At 67.7% G+C, this 19,268-nt stretch carries 12 protein-coding genes; 11 read left to right on the forward strand and 1 reads right to left on the reverse strand.

The genetic code is table 11. The features are described 5' to 3' along the window. The 11 genes from ACFPZ3_RS42915 to ACFPZ3_RS42965 all read left to right on the forward strand — a co-directional run. A partial coding sequence (locus tag ACFPZ3_RS42915; RefSeq protein ID WP_379520184.1) for an RICIN domain-containing protein occupies window positions 1-146 on the forward strand: 146 nt, incomplete at its 5' end. Window positions 147-193: 47 nt separating this feature from the next. Next, window positions 194-4,675: a hypothetical protein gene (locus ACFPZ3_RS42920; RefSeq protein ID WP_379520132.1), complete on the forward strand. Its 4,482-nt coding sequence runs from the start codon at window positions 194-196 to the stop codon at window positions 4,673-4,675. A gap of 117 nt (window positions 4,676-4,792) precedes the next feature. After that, entirely contained in the window at window positions 4,793-5,788 is a 996-nt protein-coding gene (locus ACFPZ3_RS42925; RefSeq protein WP_379520133.1) for a LacI family DNA-binding transcriptional regulator, read from the forward strand. A gap of 138 nt (window positions 5,789-5,926) precedes the next feature. Further along, window positions 5,927-8,950, forward strand: a complete 3,024-nt coding sequence (locus ACFPZ3_RS42930) for a glycoside hydrolase family 2 TIM barrel-domain containing protein (RefSeq protein WP_379520134.1) — start codon at window positions 5,927-5,929, stop codon at window positions 8,948-8,950. Next, window positions 8,947-11,361 carry a glycoside hydrolase family 2 protein gene (locus ACFPZ3_RS42935; RefSeq protein WP_379520135.1) on the forward strand — a complete coding sequence of 805 codons (2,415 nt, stop codon included), beginning with the start codon at window positions 8,947-8,949 and terminating at the stop codon, window positions 11,359-11,361. The genes ACFPZ3_RS42930 and ACFPZ3_RS42935 overlap by 4 nt, the downstream gene beginning before the upstream one ends. After that, complete coding sequence (locus ACFPZ3_RS42940) at window positions 11,351-12,274, forward strand: ABC transporter permease (protein ID WP_379520136.1); 924 nt, start codon at window positions 11,351-11,353, stop codon at window positions 12,272-12,274. The genes ACFPZ3_RS42935 and ACFPZ3_RS42940 overlap by 11 nt, the downstream gene beginning before the upstream one ends. Further along, window positions 12,271-13,164 carry a carbohydrate ABC transporter permease gene (locus ACFPZ3_RS42945; RefSeq protein WP_379520137.1) on the forward strand — a complete coding sequence of 298 codons (894 nt, stop codon included), beginning with the start codon at window positions 12,271-12,273 and terminating at the stop codon, window positions 13,162-13,164. Before ACFPZ3_RS42940 ends, ACFPZ3_RS42945 begins: the two co-directional genes overlap by 4 nt. A 27-nt stretch (window positions 13,165-13,191) precedes the next feature. Continuing rightward, window positions 13,192-14,835 carry a type 2 periplasmic-binding domain-containing protein gene (locus tag ACFPZ3_RS42950; protein ID WP_379520138.1) on the forward strand — a complete coding sequence of 548 codons (1,644 nt, stop codon included), beginning with the start codon at window positions 13,192-13,194 and terminating at the stop codon, window positions 14,833-14,835. After that, entirely contained in the window at window positions 14,832-17,231 is a 2,400-nt protein-coding gene (locus ACFPZ3_RS42955; protein ID WP_379520139.1) for a glycoside hydrolase family 95 protein, read from the forward strand. The genes ACFPZ3_RS42950 and ACFPZ3_RS42955 overlap by 4 nt, the downstream gene beginning before the upstream one ends. A gap of 178 nt (window positions 17,232-17,409) precedes the next feature. After that, complete coding sequence (locus tag ACFPZ3_RS42960) at window positions 17,410-18,186, forward strand: alpha/beta fold hydrolase (RefSeq protein ID WP_379520140.1); 777 nt, start codon at window positions 17,410-17,412, stop codon at window positions 18,184-18,186. A gap of 357 nt (window positions 18,187-18,543) precedes the next feature. After that, window positions 18,544-18,753, forward strand: a complete 210-nt coding sequence (locus tag ACFPZ3_RS42965; RefSeq protein ID WP_379520141.1) for a hypothetical protein — start codon at window positions 18,544-18,546, stop codon at window positions 18,751-18,753. 10 nt (window positions 18,754-18,763) lie between these two features. Here the strand turns inward: ACFPZ3_RS42965 and ACFPZ3_RS42970 are convergent, their stop codons facing one another. After that, window positions 18,764-19,246 (reverse strand): SDR family NAD(P)-dependent oxidoreductase, encoded by a 483-nt coding sequence (locus ACFPZ3_RS42970; RefSeq protein ID WP_379520185.1) that lies wholly within the window; start codon window positions 19,244-19,246, stop codon window positions 18,764-18,766. Window positions 19,247-19,268 lie beyond the last annotated feature (22 nt).

Raw genomic sequence — 19,268 nt, forward strand, 5'->3', positions numbered from 1 at the left:
TGGGCAGCGGCGCGTACAAGCTGGTCAGCGTCATGAGCGGTAAGGCGCTGGACAACGGCAACACCGCGGCAGAAGGGGCGGCGGTCGTGCAGTGGACCGACACAGGCGGGCTGCCGCAGCGATGGAGGCTCATCCGCCTCGCCTGACATCCCGTTCCCGGCATCCCTCATCCAGGTCAGGAGATCGATTCACCATGCCCCGCTGGAGGCTGTGTCATGTCCTGCTCACCGTCGGCCTGCTGCTCCCGATTCCCCTTGGTGCGTTACCCGCCGCCGCCGGTATCCCCCCGGCCCAAGGGGACTCCATCACCTTCGGCGACACGGTGTCAGAGTCGGCCCATGGCCTGAGCGCGGAGTTCACCTCGGTGGTGGACGGAGCGCTGGGGGAGAAGGCCCGCGTGGCCACGCCGACGAACCCACCGAGCGTCAAGGTCGGTGAGCTGCGTTTCAAGATGAAGGTCGACCCGGTCGCCCAGAACTACTTCACGCTGAAGTTCTGGGGAAGCGACGCCTCGGGATACAAGACGATCGCCTACGTCAACGGCGAGCAGATCGGCTACCGACGCTCCGGTGACTACGAGGCGATCAACGTCGGTGCGAGCCGGCCGCTGCCCGGCCGCTTCTCCTACAGCACGATCATGCTGCCGCTCATGCACACCCAGGGACAGAACGTCGTGGAGATGACGGTCCGCACCTACGACGGCGGCTTCAGCCAGCCCGTGACCGCGCCTTCCCGCGGCTACTACAAGGCCTACACGCACACCAGCGCCTACCTTGACGTCTCGGGGGAGAAACAGGGCAGGCTCACCCCGGACACCACACCCGCCCCCGGGCACACCGAGGCGGAGAAGCAGGCGATGATCGACGGCTACCGGCAGAGCCAGATCAACCTGTTCAACCAGTACAGCGCCACCATTGACGCCGCGCCCGACCGCAAGCTGTCCATCGTCCGCTACCAGGACGACCTGCGCTTCTACGCCTCTGCGCTGCATGAGCCCTGGTGCCCGGCCAACACGCCCGAACTGCGCAAGGCCGCCGTCGCCCGGGTGCTCAAGGTGATCGACAACCACGTCAAGGATTACTACGGCAACACCCAACTGCTGCTGCGTGGCGGCCACCAGGGCGACTGGGGTGGCTACTACGGCGCGCTCGGCGAGGCGCTGTACATCGTCGAGGACCTGCTCGGTGCGGACTTCCCGGCATTCCTGGATCAACCATTCGTCACCGGCACCCAGGACGGGCCGACCTCGCTGAAGGGGGTCGACTGGAACGGCGGCGAGCTGACCAGACGGGAGGCCTATGAGCGGGTGCTGAAGGCGAACTTCGACTTCGCCCGATCGAGGCTGTCCTACATCTACAACCAGGTCATGTTCACCTACGAGGGCGCGTGGGAGGCGCACGAGGGGCTGCGGGTGATCGGCTCGAAGTTCTACGAAGGCAAGGAGCGCAGCCACCGGATCGCGCTGGAGGCGCTGGGCGCGGCGCCGTTCCTCGGCGAAGAGGTGCTGGTCGCCCCCGACGGCAAGGACCTGGACCTCTACCACTCCCTCTTCTGGCACGACACCACGGCCCGCTTCACCGACGACACCGTTCAGATCGTCGGCAAGGGGCTGGCCAAGAGCAAGCTCGACGCCGACGGCGAACTGGTACGCCGCCTGCCGTACGGCGAGCACTACACCGGCATCACCAAAGCCGGCCTGACCAGGGAGAACACCTTTGTCGCCAACTACGGCGAAGCCACGAACTACCTGCCCGAATGGTTCTTCAGGACGCTGGGCCACAAGGGCGACGAGAGTCTCAACGAGGAGATCCTCAAGCTGGCGCTGAAGAACCTGCACGCCCGCGGCTACACCCGCCATTCCGGCATCGACGACAACGGCAAGCGCGTCATGCGCGCCGAGATGGTCACCGACGAGCGCAACACCGGCTACCCCGGCTGGCCGGCCTACGGGCTGAGGGTCAGCGAGGGCCGCATCATGACCTATGTCGCGCTGGAAAAGCACATGGCCGAACACGCCGAGCAGTACGCCGGCGAGCAGTGGAAGCCGTACCGGCGCTACGCGCTCGAGGCGGTCGGCTTCGCCCAGCAGCAGCTCGCCGACAACCAGTACTTCAACGAGTTCGGCTCTGTCCAGTCCAAGAACAAGTACGACCTGTGGCTGCCCGAGACCTACGCCTACCTGCGCGAGCACGAGCCCGCCGGCGTCGTGCTTCCCCAGACCGACTTCGACCAGTACACCTCCGAACAGCTCGCGGCCCTGAAGGTCGACCCCGCCGACTATGAGCGGTTCGCCTTCGCCGACGTGGACAACATGTTCGTCTCGCTGCGCGACGGCGACACGCGTATCTTCGGCTCGCTGTTCGAACGGCAGCGCGGCTACGCCGGAAACGGCAGGCTGCACGTGCTGAACCGCGACCACGACGACACCGTGCAGATCGCCACCGACGCCCAGTTGTCCTACCAGGACTACTACCTGCGCATGGACAACATCGACGTCGACTTCATGGAGGACCAGCAGACCGGCGACGGCACGCTGCCCCAGGCACTGGCCGGAGAGATCGCGCCGATCGCTCACCAGCCGGGCGTCGGCACCGTGCGCAGGGAGAACTTCGAGTTCGACACCCCCTACTCCGGCTACGCCGACTTCCTGACCGCCCGCTACGGCCCCTACCTGTTCGTCTTCAACACCACCCGCCAGGAGTACGGCAACGCCAAGACCTACCAGCTCGACGTGCCTGCCAGCGCCGTCGACCTGGTGTCGGGCAAGCCCGTCGCCAAGGGAAAGGCCGGAGTGCCGCCGGAGACGGCCATGGTGCTCAGGCTGGACACCGCGATCGAGCAGCAGGTCAAGCCGCACCGCGTGGACTTCGTCCAGGCGCTGCGCGACAAGCGGGGCGCTGTGCTCACCTGGAAGCCGGCTGCCGGTGCCGAGTCCTACACGATCAAGCGGGATGGCAAGGTGATCGCCACCCGCGTGCGCGGCACCTCCTTCACCGACGCCGACGGCAAGGGACGCTCCTATACGGTGACCGCGGTCAACCGGGACGGCTCCGGCTGGGAGTCGCAGGCCGCGACCGTGCCCGCCACACCGGTCGATCGCATCGGCGAGGTCACCGGCACGGTCAAGACCGGCAGGCACCAGATCGAGCTGTCCGGCGGCAACGGCACCGGCCTGGACGAGGGCGACGACTACTACCTCGACAAGCGCGCCATCGACGACCGGCTGCTGTTCTCCAACGAGGTCCTCACCGGCAGCGGCTCGATCAGCGCCAAGGTGAAAGGCGCCGGCGGGCTGATGTTGCGGGCCGACGCCCGCTACATCTACTTCGGCGCCGACGCCTCGGGCAAGCTCGTCCTGCGGAACCGGACCCGGGACTCCCGCCACGACTGGCAGGACCAACGGCGTAGCCCGCTCATGGCCACCATCCCGAGCCTCGACGCGGCCGACTACCCCTATCTCAAGCTCGTCCGCGACGCCGACTCCCACATCGTCCGTGCCTGGGCCGGCAAGGACGGGCGGGCGTGGACGTACGTGGGCGAGCTGTTCACCCCGTTCCCCGAGGCCGTCCTGGCGGGCGCGGCGGCGCCGGTCGCGGCGACGTTCAAGGACGTCACGATCGCCGAGCAACCCGCAGGCACGCTGTACGCCCGCGTCGAGCGGGCCAGGGACCAGGTGACCCTGCGCTGGAGTAAGCCGGGCACCGCTACCCGCTTCAACGTCTACCGCAAGGACGCGGCGGCCGGGTCGTGGCGCAAGGTGCTGTCCAGCGCGCTGACCTTCAGTTTCACCGACGAGCCGCTCCGCTACGGCACCCGCTTCTACAAGGTGAGCACAATCGGCGCGGACGGCACGGAACGGCCGGGCTCCGGCATGCTGATGACGACCGCCGAGCCGCTCGCCAAGGTGATCGCCGAGGCCGAGAAGCTGCCCGCGGCCGACTACACCAAGGGCAGCTATTTCCTGCTGACCAAGACGATCACGGAAGCCAAGGCGGGTGGCGAGGAGGAAACGCTGATCAACCGCATCTACGCCGCCGTGGCCGAGCTCGTGCCGGTCAGCTCGCTGCTGGCCGAGGTGCCGGTGGATCCGTCCATGGTGACGGCGTCCACGCCGCCATGGGGAGGGGACGGGACCGCGGCGGACAACGGCTGGCGGGCCTTCGACGGCGACCTCGCCACGGTCACCGACACCACCACGGCCACCGGATGGATCGACGTCCGGCTGCCCCAGGCGGTCTCGCTGGACGCCCTGCGTTACCACCCGCGGGTCGGCAACGTCGCGCGGATGAACGGCGCCGTCTTCCAGGGCTCGGCCGATGGCGGTTCGACCTGGACGGACCTGCACACCGTGAGCGTCATCTCCGAGCTTCGCTGGTATGAGGTGACTTTCCCGAGAACGCCCGCCTACCAACGGCTGCGCGTCGCCTTCCCGGTCGGCGGCAACACCAACGTGGCCGAGGTCGAGTTCCTCGTCAGGCACGACGACCGTACCCTGCTCGAGTTGCTCATAGCCGAAGCCGAGGCGGTCGATCGCGACCGCTACGCCGAGGCCGGCCTGGCGGCTCTCGACGCCGCCCTGAACACCGCCGGATCGGACCTCGCCGGCCAGGCCGAAATCGACCAGGCAAGCGACGCGCTGCTCACCGCGATCAGAAACCTCACGCCGAAGGCCTGACAGCACACGCAAGACCGCAGGTCATCGCAGGTTGCGATGGCCTGCGGTCCGCTCTTCCCATCGCGCCACAGGCCCGGCGCGCGGCCTATGCCAGGTGAACAGCCGTACCATCAGGCAATGGCTAAACGTGTGACGATCAACGATGTGGCCCAGGCCGCAGGTGTCTCCCGGCAGACGGTGACCCGGGCGATCAATGACATGGGAGAGATCAACGAACAGACCAAGCAGCGTGTGCTGGAAGCCTGCCAGAAGCTCGGGTACCGGCCGAGCCGGTTCGCTCGCAACCTCGTCGTGCGGAAGAAGACTCGTGCGATGGGGTATTTAGTGGCCTCCTTCCGCAACCCGTACTTCACCGAGATCGCCGGAGACCTGCTCAATGCCGCAGCAGAGCGCGGCTGGCACGTGGTGATTGCCTCGACGGAGACGGAGGAGGAGCCGAACGCGCTCGACATGCTGTCGGGGCAGGTGGACGTGTTCATCGGGCACTTCATGCAGAATGATGAGGACCTCGCACGGGCCAGCGGCGGCATCCCGCTCGTGATGCTGGAACGGCCGAGCAGCCTGCCCGGCATGCATTCCGTCGAAGTCGACATACGTGAAGGTGTGCGAGAGGCGATCCAGGCGCTGCGTGCCAAGGGGGCGCGGCGCATCGGGATGATCGATTCCTCCTATTCGCTGCGCGCCTCGCCGACCTACGCGCCCTCGCCACGGCGTGGCTACTTCGAGGAACTCGTCGGCGGCGAGTCGGCAGGCATGGTCGTCGTCGGCGAGGAATCGATGGCCGGTGGCGGCCGGGCGTTCGCCGAGCTTGTCGCCACATATCCGGACATGGACGCGGTGCTGGCCTTCAATGACCTCATGGCGATCGGTGCGGTGCAGGCTTCGCACGCTCTCGGCATCGAGGTGCCGCGCCAGGTCAAAATCTGCGGCTTTGACGGTCTGACCTTGGGCGAGGCCGTGCATCCGACGTTGACGACGGTCTCGATCGATCGCCACGCCCTGGTCAGCGGCGCGTTGGACATAGCCGACGCTCTCGCCGCCGCCGACTTCGGCGTGCTGCCGTCCATGAGGCGAACGGTACGCCCGCACATGCTGTGGCGAGAATCCGCTTGATCCACCCCCATTGACACGGGGGAACCCGCTCTTTACGGTGATGTTTCACGGAGAGACCGTGAACGTTCACGGTCATGCCGTGAACGTTCACGGTCGCCAGTGCGGCCGTTTCCGCTCCCCCTCTGAGAGCTGTACATCGTGCCCTTCTTCTCCACACCAGCCCGCCTGTCGTCATTCGAACCGGGTGCCGGCCGACTCGCGCCACGCGCGAGCGCGAACAGCGACGCTCGCACCTTCGACCTCGAAGGCGACTGGCGTTTCCGCCTCACCCCTTCGCCTCGGGCCATGACCCGCGACTTCGAACAGCCCTGCTTCGACGATTCAAGCTGGGACATGCTGCCGGTGCCCAGTTCGTGGCAGATCAACGGCTTGCGCTCGCCCAGCGGTGCACTGCTCGATCGTGACGAGGCCCGCTTCGGACTGCCCGCGTACACCAACCTGATCTATCCGTTCCCGCTCGACCCGCCCCATCCCCCGGACGACAACCCGACCGGCGAATACCGCACCAGCTTTGACCTGGGGCGCCTTACCCCGGCGGCTCGGTGGGTGCTGCGCTTCGAAGGCGTCGACTCCCACTTCACGGTCTGGATCAACGGCATCGAGATCGGCTGGAGCACCGGCAGCAGGCTCGCCACCGAATTCGACGTCACGGACGCGCTGCACGACGGCGTCAACCTGCTTGCCGTGCGCGTACACCAATGGTCGGCCGCCAGCTACCTCGAAGACCAGGACATGTGGTGGATCTCCGGGATCTTCCGCTCGGTGCGCCTGATCGAGCGGCCGGCGGACGCCATCGGCGACCACTTCGTCCACGCCGACTTCGACCACCTGACCGGCGAAGGCATCCTGCGGGTGGACTGCGACGTCCCGTCCCTGATCGATATCCCTGAGCTGGACATCACCGGCCTGCTCACCGGCGAGGCACGCCGGATCGGCGGCGTCGAGCCCTGGACCGCCGAGACGCCCCGCCTCTACTCCGGCACGCTGCGCGGTCCGGGAGAGAGCATCGCTCTGCGCATCGGCTTCCGGACCGTGCGCGTCACCGACGGCCTCATCACGGTCAATGGGGCGCCGGTGCGCTTTCGTGGCGTCAACCGGCACGAGTGGCATCCGGAGACCGGGCGCACCCTCGATCTGGAGACGATGCGCGCCGACGTCCTGCTGATGAAGCAGCACAACGTCAACGCCGTACGCACCAGCCACTATCCGCCCGACAGCCGCTTCCTGGACCTGTGCGACGAGTACGGCCTGTGGGTGATCGACGAGTGTGACCTGGAGACGCATGGTTTCGCCCTGGTCGGGTGGGAGAACAACCCGTCGGCCGATCCCCGCTGGCGCGAGGCCTTCCTGGACCGGATCCGCCGCACTGTCGAGCGCGACAAGAACCACCCCAGCATCGTCATGTGGTCGCTCGGCAACGAGGCCGGCACCGGCGACAATCTGCGCGCGATGGCCGAGTGGGCACGCGAGCGCGACGGCAGCCGGCTCATCCACTACGAGGGCGACTACGACAGCTCCTACGTCGACGTCTACAGCCGCATGTACTCCGACACAGCCGAAATGGAACTCATCGGCATGGGCGCCGACAACCGCACCGTCGATGCCGCGGCCGACACGCACCGCCGCGCCCTGCCCATGATCTTGTGCGAGTACGCGCACGCGATGGGCAACGGGCCGGGCGGCTTGGCCGACTACGAAGCCCTCTTCGACCGCTACCCGCGCCTGCACGGCGGCTTCGTGTGGGAGTGGATCGACCACGGCATCACGCAAGTCGCCGTCCAGGGCCCGAACGCCGGACAGACCTACTTCGCCTACGGCGGCGACTTCGCCGAGGTCGTGCACGACGGCAACTTCATCGCCGACGGACTGGTCTTCCCCGACCGCACCCCCTCGCCCGGTCTGCTCGAGTACAAGGCGGTGATCGCCCCGCTTGTGCTGTGCCTGGACGAACACGGCGACCGGCTCACCCTGCTCGTCCGCAACCGCTACGACCACATCGACACCGCCGATGTGGCCTTCGAATGGCAGGTGGACGATGACGGGATCCGCGTGGACGAGGGCACCCTCGACGTGCCTGCCGTCGGACCGCGCGCGAGCGCCACTGTCGCCCTGACCGAGACCGTCACCCGTATGGCAGGCGCACCCTCTGGCCAGGTCGTCCTCACCGTGCGCGCCGTCTCGGCCAAGGACCGCAACGGCGTTCCCGCAGGGCACGAAATCGCCCTCGCGCAGCGGATTCTGGCCGACGCCGAGCCGCCCGCATTCCCTCGGCAGCACAAGGCACCCGAGCCAGGAGAAGGCTGGCGGCTCGGATCAGCACACTTCGACGCCGACGGCCGGCTCATCGTCCTCGGCGACATGGAGATCGTGCCCCCGCGGCTGGACCTGTGGCGGGCACCCACCGACAATGACCGCGCCCATCGCGGGCAGGCCGCGGCCTGGCGCGAACTCGGCCTCGACCGCCTCCAGCACCGCACCGTCAGCGCCGACGTCATCGACGACGCGCTGGTCGTCGACACTGTGAGCATGGCCGCCGGCCATGACGCGGGTATGCGCGCCCGCATGACGTGGCGCGCCGACGCGGCCGGCGATCTCGAACTCCGCGTCGACCTGCGACCGGTCGGCCAGTTCGACACCGACCTCATCAGCCGCGTCTACGGCAACGGCGTCGTCGAGGCGGCGAGCGTGGCCCGGCTGGGCATCCGCCTCGGGCTGCCCGGCGGGGACGCGGTCCTGGACTGGTACGGCCTGGGGCCTGGCGAGGCCTACGGCGACAGCCATCGGGCCGTTCGCCTGGGCCGCTTCCGCGCCGGCGTCGCCGACCTGCAGACGCCTTACCTACGTCCGCAGGAGAACGGAAACCGGCGCGGAGTCCGCTGGGGTCAGATCACCTGGCCCGCAGGGGACGGCCTGCGCATCGCCGCGCCGACCGGCGTGGACATGACGCTACGGCCCTGGACCAGTCATGCGCTGGAGGCCGCCCGCCACACCTGCGACCTGGTACCCGACGGGCGGTTGTGGCTCAACCTCGACATCGCCCAGTACGGCATCGGCTCCGCCTCGTGCGGTCCCGACGCCTTCCCGGCATATCGGCTCTACCCGCACGCCTGCTCGCTGACGGTGCGCCTGGGCACCGTCACGGCCGGGGCGGGTACGCCATGACCCGCCGCAAGGCGTTGATCAACACGGCCTGGAAGTTCGCCTACGAAGATCCGCCCGGCGCGGTCGCCGAGGACTTCGACGACAGCGACTTCTACGACGTTGGGCTGCCGCACTCCTTCGGCATCCCCTACTTCATGCAGACCGGCTTCTACGTCGGCCGCGGCGTCTACCGCCGAGTCCTCGAAGTGCGCCCTGAGGATCTGGGCAAGTACCTCGCCCTGGAGTTCCAAGGGGTGTTCCAGGACGCCGAGGTGTATGTCAACGGCCGGCAGGTGGGCCGGCATCTCGGCGGATACACCGCCTTCGCGATCGACATCTCCACCGCGGTCCGCGCAGGGGCCAATCAGCTCGCCGTGCGGGTCAGCAACGAGTGGAACCCGCGGCTGGCTCCCCGCGCCGGAGAACACACCTTCAACGGCGGCATCTACCGCGACGTCTCCCTGATCGTGACCGAGCGCACCCGCATCGCCTGGTACGGCACGTTCGTCACCACGCGCCGGCTGGTGGGCGGTGACGCCGTCATCGAGGTGGCCACCGAACTCGTCAATGACAGCGGCGTTCATTTCGACGGTGACCTGACCGCCGAAATCCGCCTGGCCGGGGAGTCGATCCTGTGGCTGCGCCAGCCGGTGTCCTTGCCGGCCGGCGCCACGCGCACCTGCCGCCAGGAACTCACCCTGCCCCAGGCGCGGCTGTGGCATCCCGACACGCCGCACCTCTACACGCTGGAGCAGCGCCTTGGCCTGGACCAGGCCGTCACCACTTTCGGGGTACGCACCGTCGAGTTCACCAGCGACAAGGGCTTCTTCCTCAACGGTGAGCACCTGCCGATCCACGGCGCCAACGTGCACCAGGACCGCGCCGGGTGGAGCGACGCCGCGACCCACAGCGGCATCCGCCGCGATGTCACGCTGATCCGCGAGAGCGGGATGAACCTCATTCGCGGATCGCACTACCCCCACCACGAGGAGTTCGCCGCCGAGTGCGATCGCCAAGGCGTGCTGTTCTGGTCCGAGCTGTGCTTCTGGGGAATCGGCGGGGAGAACGCCGAAGGTTTCTGGATCGCGAGCGCCTATCCCCCCAACGAGGCCGACCGCGCGGAGTTCGAAGACAGTTGCCTGCGCGCCATGGCCGAGATGATCCGCGTCAACCGCAATCACCCCAGCGTCATCGCCTGGAGCACCGGCAATGAGGTGTTCTTCACCGATGACGAGGTGATTCCGCAGGCCAAGCAGCTGACCCAGCGCCTGGTCGACCTCGTTCACGAGCTCGACCCCACACGGCCGGCCGCGGTGGGCGGAGCTCAACGCCGGGGCTTCGACGAGCTCGGCGACCTGGCCGGCTACAACGGCGACGGAGCTTCGCTGTTCCTCAAGCCGCCGTGGCCCAGCATCGTCTCCGAGTACGGCAGCGTCATCGAAGACCGTCCCGGCACCTACGGCCCCCTCTACGGGCACGGCGTCGAAACCGACTACGCCTGGCGGTCGGGGATCGTGCTCTGGTGCGGGTTCCACCACGGCAGCATCGTGCCCGACATGGGCCGCATGGGATTCATCGACTACTTCCGCCTCCCGCTGCGGGCCTGGCACTGGTACCGCCACGAGATGCGGGGCATCGAACCGCCCCCATGGCCGCTCCCCGGTACCGCGGCCGCGCTGCGGCTGAGCGCCGACCGCATGACGATCGCCACCGACGGCACCGACGACACCCTGATCACCGTGACACTGGTCGACGCCTCAGGCCAGGTCGTCGCCGACGATCGCGCCGTGCGCATCGAAGTCGTAGCAGGCGGCGGCATCTTCCCCACCGGTACCTCGATCACCCTGTCCGCTGACAACCGCGGCCTGCTCGACGGTGTCGGCGCGATCGAGTTCCGCTCCTACTTCGCCGGTCCGAACACGTTGCGTGCCGACGCCGACGGGCTGGAGGCGACAGAGCTGACGATCGAGGCGGTCGGCGGAGAAGACTGGCACGGCCAGCCCCGCCGCCTGCCCGCCGGCCCGCCCTCGCTGTCGTTCATGCCCTCCGCCGAGTCCCCGCGCCTGCTGTCGGCCAAGCGGCCCGTCTTCAGCAGCAGTTCACCGGCCGACCGCCCGGCTCACCTGGTCACCGACTACTCCGTCGCCGAAGGCTGGATCAGCGCCACGAACCAGCCGGGCGCTTGGCTCCGGATCGATCTCGAAGGCCTGTGGGCGGTGGACACGATCACCGTGCTCTTCGGCGAGCCGGGCTCGGTGCCCTTCCTGCTGGCGGTCTCCGCCGACGGCCAAGCGTTCGAGCAGTCTGCCACCGGTACCACCCGGCACGGACGGATGTCGTTCGACCTGCGCGGCCGCCTCATCCATGCCGTGAAGGTTGCGTTCCCGCAAGCTCCGGCCGAGGTCATCGAGGTGAGGGTCCATGGTCGCTGACCGCAGCAAGCCGGGGCTCAGGCGCGGTCTGCGCCGGCACTGGCAGCTCTACCTGCTGATCGTGCTGCCCCTCACCTACTTCGTGGTCTTCAAGTATGTGCCCATGACCAACTCGGTCATCGCCTTCAAGGACTACAACGTCGTCGACGGCATCTGGGGCAGTGAATGGGTGGGACTTAAGCACTTCACCGCATTCTTCTCCAATCCCGTCTTCTGGACGCTGGTCCGCAACACCCTCCTGCTGTCGGTGTACTTCCTGCTGGCCGGCTTCCCCATCCCGATCATCCTGGCCCTGGCGCTGAACGAGATCCGGCAGGGCTTCTTCAAGCGCACGGTGCAGCTGGTCACCTACGCGCCGTACTTCATCTCCACCGTCGTCATCGTCTCCATGACGATCCTCATCCTGTCGCCGCGGATCGGCCTGGTCGACCAAGGCTTCGGCTTCTTCGGCCTGGACGCGCCCGACTTCCTCGGCAACGCCGACTACTTCCGGCACATCTACGTGTGGAGCGACATCTGGCAGACCGCCGGATACTCCGCCGTCATCTACATGGCCGCGCTGGCCGGCATCGACCCGAGCCTGTACGAGGCCGCCCGGGTCGACGGAGCCACCCGGCTACAGAAGATCATTAACGTCGACATTCCCGGCATCATGCCGACCGCGGTGATCATCCTGATCCTGGGCGCGGGCAACATCATGGCGATCGGGTTCGAGAAGGCGTTCCTGCTGCAGAATCCGCTCAATCTCGGCCAGTCGGAGATCATCGCGACCTACGTCTACAAGACCGGGCTGCTCAACGCCGACTTCAGCCAAGCCGCGGCGGTGGGGCTGTTCAACTCCCTCATCAATCTGGTGCTGCTGCTCGGCGTCAACGTCATCTCCAAGCGAGTGTCCGGGAGCGGTCTGTGGTGAAGCAGGGACGAAAGGTCAAGAACACCGGTATCGACCGGGTCTTCATGTTCGCGGTATACGCGCTGCTCCTCACCTTCCTGGCCGTGGTGCTGCTGCCGCTGATCTACATCCTCTCCAGTTCCTTCAGCAGCCCCAACGCCGTCTCCTCCGGCCGTGTGTGGCTGTGGCCCGTCGACTTCACCATCCGTGGTTACGAGGTCGTGCTCAGCGATCCGCAGATCCTCGGCGGGTTCGCCAACTCGCTCTTCTATACCGTGTTGGGCACGCTGGTCAGCGTCACTCTGACCATCGCCATCGCCTATCCGCTGTCCCGCAAGGGCTTCTACGGCCGCGGCGTCATCACCTCTTTCATCGTGTACACGATGCTGTTCGCCGGCGGGATCATCCCGACCTACCTGGTCGTGCAGTCCTTGGGCCTGCTCGACACCCGATGGGCGATGATCCTCCCGCAGGCGATCGGCGTGTGGCAGGTCATCATCGCCCGCGCCTACCTACGCAACTCCATCCCCGACTCGCTGTACGAGGCGGCCGAACTCGACGGCGCCGGCGACCTGCGCATCCTGTGGTCGGTGGTGCTGCCGCTGGCCAAGCCCATGATCGCGGTCATCGCCCTGATGTACGCGATCATGCAGTGGAACTCCTACTTCGACGCGCTGCTCTACCTGAAGAGCGATGATCTGTATCCGCTCCAACTGGTGCTGCGCAACATCCTCGTCCTCAACTCGCCCGGCAACGGGATGGACGCCGCGGCCGGGATCGAACGTCGCCATCTCGCCGACCTGCTCAAGTATTCCCTCATCGTCGTCTCGACGGCTCCGGTGCTGCTGATCTATCCGTTCGTCGCCCGGCACTTCACCAAGGGCGCCCTGATCGGCGCGGTCAAGGGCTAGCCAATGTTCTCCATGAAGGGTCCTGCCATGCTCTGTCCCCCGAGGCGGGTGGCCATGCTCGCCGTCCTCATGACCATGCTGCCGCTCGCGGCCTGTTCCTCCGGCGCGAACGCCGGCAAGTCCGATCCCGGCACGCTCACGATCTTCGCTCCGCAAGATGCCGCGGTCGACTACAAGACCAACGCGTTCACCAAGCTGATGAGCGAGAAGTTCAAGGTCAACCTCCAGTTCCAGACGACCACCTACGACGCCGGCCCGGCTTCGGAGAAGCGCCAGATCTCCCTGGCCAGCGGCGACTACCCCGATGTGTACCTGCTCGTCTCGTGGGTTGACCAGTTCAGCCAGGCCGAGCTGCTCAAGTTCGCCAAACAGGGCATCATCGTGCCGCTGAACGACCTGATCGCCAAGTACGCGCCGAACATCCAGAAGGCGTTCAACGACACACCGGCTTTCAAGACCATGGCCACCGCCCCTGACGGCAAGATCTACGGCCTGCCACAGTGGAACGACTGCTTCCACTGCTCGTACTCGGCCAAGCTGTGGATGAACTCCGCTTGGCTGAAGAAGCTGGGCCTCAAGCAGCCGGCCACCACCGACGACCTGCGCGCCGTCCTGACGGCGTTCAAGACCAAGGACCCCAACGGCAACGGCAAGGCCGATGAGATCCCGCTGAGCGGCAACACGGCCGAGACGCTGCTGACGTACTTCATGAACGCCTTCCTGTACGACCCGCAGACCGGCGAGGCATATCCTTCGACGCTCGCGCTGAACAACGGCCAGGTGCAACTGCAGGCCAGTCAGGACAAATGGCGTGCGGGGCTGAAGTACATCGCCTCGCTGTACTCCGACGGGCTCATCGACGAGGGCGCCTTCACCCAGAACTACGACGCGCTCAAGGCCAAGGGCGACCACGCGGACGCGGTCATCGTCGGAGCGGCCACCACGCAGAACGTGGGTAACCTCCTCACTCTCGGGCAGAAGGACGGGCGGGACAAGAACTACGACGCGATGCCTCCGCTCAGGGGCCCGGACGGCACCAGCTACGCCGCCTACAACCTGCCCAGCATGCCGGGGGCGTCCTTCGTCATCACCAACAAGGCGAGCGAGCAGGAGCAAATCGCCGCGATCAAGATGATCGACTACCTCTTCACCGACGAGGGCCATGTACTCGGCGAATTCGGCAAGCAGGGGGTCAACTGGGTCAAGCCGGCCAGCGGTGATGTGGCCCTCGACAAGGATCTGACCCCGCTGTTCAAGACGCTGCCGGCCGACCCGGACAACCCCGCCCCCACCCGCAACAAGTCCTGGGGCGCCCTCACGCAGTACAACAGCAATAAGAAGTTCCGCGGGGCCCAGGTCCAGCCGACCGACATCTACGACACGCGCGGGGTCGAGCGGCGGCTGTTCCAGGCCACCGAGCTGTACGCGGGCAAGGAAGCGAAGGATCAGATCTACCCCTACTGGAACGTGTGGATCGGCGCGGACGAGGCGGCCGAGCACGCCACCCTGCGGACGAACATCGAGAACTACGTCTCCCAGTCCAGTCTCGAGTTCGTCACCGGAAGAAGGAACATCAACGACGACGTTGACTGGGCGGCCTACCTCAAGGGCCTCGACGACCTGGGACTCAAGCGCTACCTGGAGATCGAGCAGAAGGCATACCAGAAGTGAGCGAGCAGCGGCGCCACCGTTTGCGGCTGCCGGCGCCCTCCGCCACCTTCCACGAGGGTTTCCCGCTGGGCAACGGAACCCTGGGCGCGATGGTGCACGGGCGCGTCGCCGCCGAGCGCTTCGACCTCAACGTCGACACGCTCTGGTCGGGTGGCCCGCGGTCACCCACGAACGACCCCGAAGTCAGCACCCTGCTGCCCGAACTGCGGCGCGCCATCACCGAGCAGGACCACCTGCGCGCTGACGAACTCGCCCTGGCCATGCAGGGGCCGGGCTACACCGAGTCCTATCAGCCGGTGGGCCGATTGGAGTGGCGATACGCCGCCGACCAGCCCATCGACGACTACCGCCGCGAGCTCGACGTGGCCGAGGCCGTCGCCACAACCACCTACGACACCCCGGCCGGCCCGGTGCGCATGCAGAGCTTCGTCTCCCAGCCTGACGGCGTCCTGGTCGTCACCGTAACCGGGGGCGGCTCAGCGGCCGCCGTCGCCGTAACGGATGCCGTCGCCCTCACCTTCGGTAGCGACCATCCCACCGTCGAGGTCATCCGGCAACAGGACGCCGGCATACACTGGCTCACCGCCACCGGTCGCGCACCCTGCCACGTCCTGCCCAACTACGTCGACCGGCACCCGGCGATCATCTACGCCGACGACGAATCCGGCGAGGACGGCACCGTCGCCGCCGGCATGGGATTCGCCGTCGTCGCCGCCGTGCAGCGGACCGGCCCGCAAGAGATCCGTCTGATCGCCTCGGCGGCCAGCGGGTTCCGCGGCTACGACCAGCGGCCGAGCGCCGACCTGGCCGCGATCGCCGAGCAGGCACGCCGGCGCGTCCAGCGCGCCGCCGCAACCGGCACGGCCGAGCTGCGCGCCCGCCACCGCCAGGAATACCGCCGCTACTTCGACCGGGTCGACCTGGACCTGTCAGCCTCGCCTCCCGCGATCGATGGAGCCGATCCGTCACGCGCCGAGCTGTACTACCACTACGGCCGCTACCTGCTGATCTCCAGCTCGCGCCCCGGAACGCAGGCCGCCAACCTGCAGGGCATCTGGAATACCGACGTGCGACCCGGCTGGAGCTGCAACTACACCACCAACATCAACGTCGAAATGAACTACTGGCCCGCGGAGCCGACCGCACTTCCCGAGGTGCACCAGCCGCTGTTCGAGCTGACCCGCGAACTGGCCGCGGCCGGAACGGACACGGCCAGACGCTACTACGCCGCCGGCGGCGCGACCGTCCACCACAACACCGACATCTGGCGGTTCTCCACACCCGTGATAGGCGACCCCCAGTACGCCAACTGGCCGTCAGGCCTGATGTGGCTCACCGCGCACCTCTGGGATCACCTCGACTACCAGCCCGACGACGACTTCGCCGCGAACACGGCTCTGCCCGTCTTCCGCTCGGCTGCCCGGTTCGCCCTGGACATGCTGGTGCCCGACCAGCATGGAGAGCTCGTCATGAGCCCCTCCACGTCGCCGGAGCACCATTTCATGGTGGGGAAGTCCCAGCATGCCGCCACCTCCCAGGGCAGCGCCATGGACCAGGAGCTGGTGCGCGAGGTGCTGTCACGCTACGCCCTCCTGGCCGAACGGTTCCCAGGCGGCCATGAGGACGAGCCGCTCGTCGCCGAGGCGCGCGACGCGCTGTCCACGCTGCGTCCTGTCGCCCTCGGGCAGGACGGCGACCTGCTGGAGTGGTGCGACGAGCGCACCCCGCGTGAGCCAGGACATCGGCACGTCTCGCATCTGTACGGCCTGTACCCGGGCACGCGCATCACCGAGACCGGCACCCCAGGCGACTTCGAGGCGACGCGCCGCGCGCTGCGGACACGGCTACAGCACGGCAGCGGCTACACCGGCTGGAGCCAGGCGTGGATCCTCTGCCTGGCCGCCCGCTTGCGCGACGCCGAGCTCGCACAACGCTCGATCTCGATCCTCCTGGATGACCTCAGCTCGAACTCCCTGCTCGATCTTCACCCGCACGACTCCTGGCCGGGCGGCCATATCTTCCAGATCGACGGCAACCTCGGCGCCGTGGCCGGGATGACCGAGCTGCTGGTGCAAAGCCACGAAGGCGCCATCAGCCTGCTGAAGACCCTGCCGCCGGACTGGCGCGGCGGCCACGTGCACGGCATCCGCTGCCGGGGCGGACACCGGGTCGACGCCAGATGGAGCCAGGGCCTTCTTGAGACGGCCGAAGTCCACACGGGCCCGGCCGGCCGGATCGTCGTGGAGGTCTGCGACGACACCCCAGCGATGACGGTCCTCGACGCATCGGGAGCCGAGGTGGCCTGCGCCGAAGAGCCGGGCGCCCCCAGCGGACGCCGCAGGCTCGGCTGGGATGCCGTCGCCCACACCCGATACCGGCTGATAGGCCGACCTTGATCAGCCGCACCCGGCAGGTCCAGCCGGCCGCTCAGATGGAGCGGCCGGGAGGGGGCGCGGTGGCGGGGCCCAGCCGGTTCATGAGCCATCTTTGTATGGCAACTTTTCTATCGATAGCTCAAGAACGCTGGCGAAGCGGAGTCCTGCCGGCTCCAGCCGTTGATCTAAGGGGGACGGGATGGCCAACGCCGATACGGGGGAGATTCGGCTGCACCACATCGAGACCGGCCACCATGACGGCATCCCGCTGCTCCTGGTGCACGGATGGGGCGGCGACGCTTGTTCCTGGGCACCGGTCGTAGCCGCCCTCACCCCCGGGACCTACCGGGTCATCGTGGCCGACCTGCGCGGACACGGACACTCACCGGCGCCCGCCGCGGGCTACCGCCCCGCGGACCTGGCAGCCGACCTGGCCCGGCTCGCACAGCGGCTTGACCTCGGCCCCTTCGTCGCGGTCGGGCACTCGATGGGAGCACAAGTCGTCACCGTGCTCGCCGTCACGCGGCCCGAAGTTGTCCGGGCACTGGTGGTCGTCGATCCTGCCTACGCCGCCGATGAGCAGGAGGAGATACTGATCCCCGGCCGGCTGGCCGCGCTGCGCGCCGAGGGGGCGCAGGCGGCGGCGCGCCAGCTCGGCGCGCTGCCGCCGGATGTGCTGGCCCAGCTGCTCGCCACCCCCCGGCACGTCCTGGCGCAGTGCTATGCGGGCATGTACGCCGGGCCGGACGCGTTCGGCGTGCGGCCCGCGACCGCCCGGTACCTGGCTAGGCGGCGCTGCCCTGTGCTGTGCCTGCGATCGGTCGCCGAGGCCGCGCGGTGGGAGGCGGCGATTCCCGGCGACCCCCGCTCGGAGATCGTGACATGGAAGGGCTGCGGTCACTTCCTGCACCGGGAGCGGCCGCGGGACTTCGCCCGGCTGCTGGACCGCTGGCTGCCCAAGGCGTTGTGGTCATGACCATCTTGTATCCCAAGGCGGACGTTTACGGCATCCACGGGGACCGCGTGGTGATGCTGGCGATCAGCGTGCTCCTGCTCGTCGCGTAACCGCTTGTCACGCCGCTTGGGCCGGATATTGGGTCAACTGACGGATGGGTGAGTCTCGGGCGAAGTTGGTCTTCGGTTCGGCGCGGGCGTTGCGTCAGCGCAGTGCGAACGACCTCATCGTGGTCTGCTCCACTCGATTGCCGGCGCGGTCCCAGGCTTCCGCCTTGAGGCTGACCGTGCCGGTGGTGCGGTCGAGGGGCGGGGTAGGTGGTCGTGACGGTGTAGGAGCCGTCCTTCCTCACAGGCCGCGCAGTGGCAGGGCCGCTTCTTGCAATACACCTACCCACTGTCGGACGAGAACACCCTGGACCGCGTCATGGCGTTCGGCGCCGCCAGCGGCGGATACACCGTCCAGACCAGCGGGACGCAGGGATATCGCCACGCCGCCGCAGCCGCGAAGTTCACCGAGACCGTGGCGGCCGCCTACTACCGGTCCGGGTCCCGACGCATCTACGGCTACCTCTGCGCGCCGAGGTAGTTCGCCTCCATCAGAACGGCTCGCAGTACGGGCGGATGTCCACTTCATGCGCCCACGCGGTGCGCGGCTGCACGATCACCTGCCAGAATGTCTCGGCGATGGCGTCGATGTCGAGCATGCCGTCCGTGGGACGGCGGTTCTTGGCTGGGAAGGCCGAGTTCAGGCGATCTCCGTCGATGAGGCCGTGCGCGATGACGTTAGCGACGTGCACGTTGCGCGGCCCGAACTCCCTGGCCAGGGCCTGCGCGACCGCGCGCTGGCCGAACTTGGCCGAGGCGTACGCCGCCAGCTTGGGCCGGGCGATCAGGCCGGAGACCGACCCGGTGTACAGGATGGCGCCGCCGCCCGCGGCGCTCATCCGCCGCGCCGACTCGCGGCCGACGAGGAAGCCGCCGAAGCAGTTGGTCCGCCACACGTTCTCGAAGAACTCGGCGTCCATCTCCAGCATGCTGGAGCGCCAGTGGGAGCCTGTCCGGTGCCAGAACTGATACAGAGGGTCTGACCTGGTCTTCTAG

Source organism: Nonomuraea insulae (assembly GCF_042656245.1).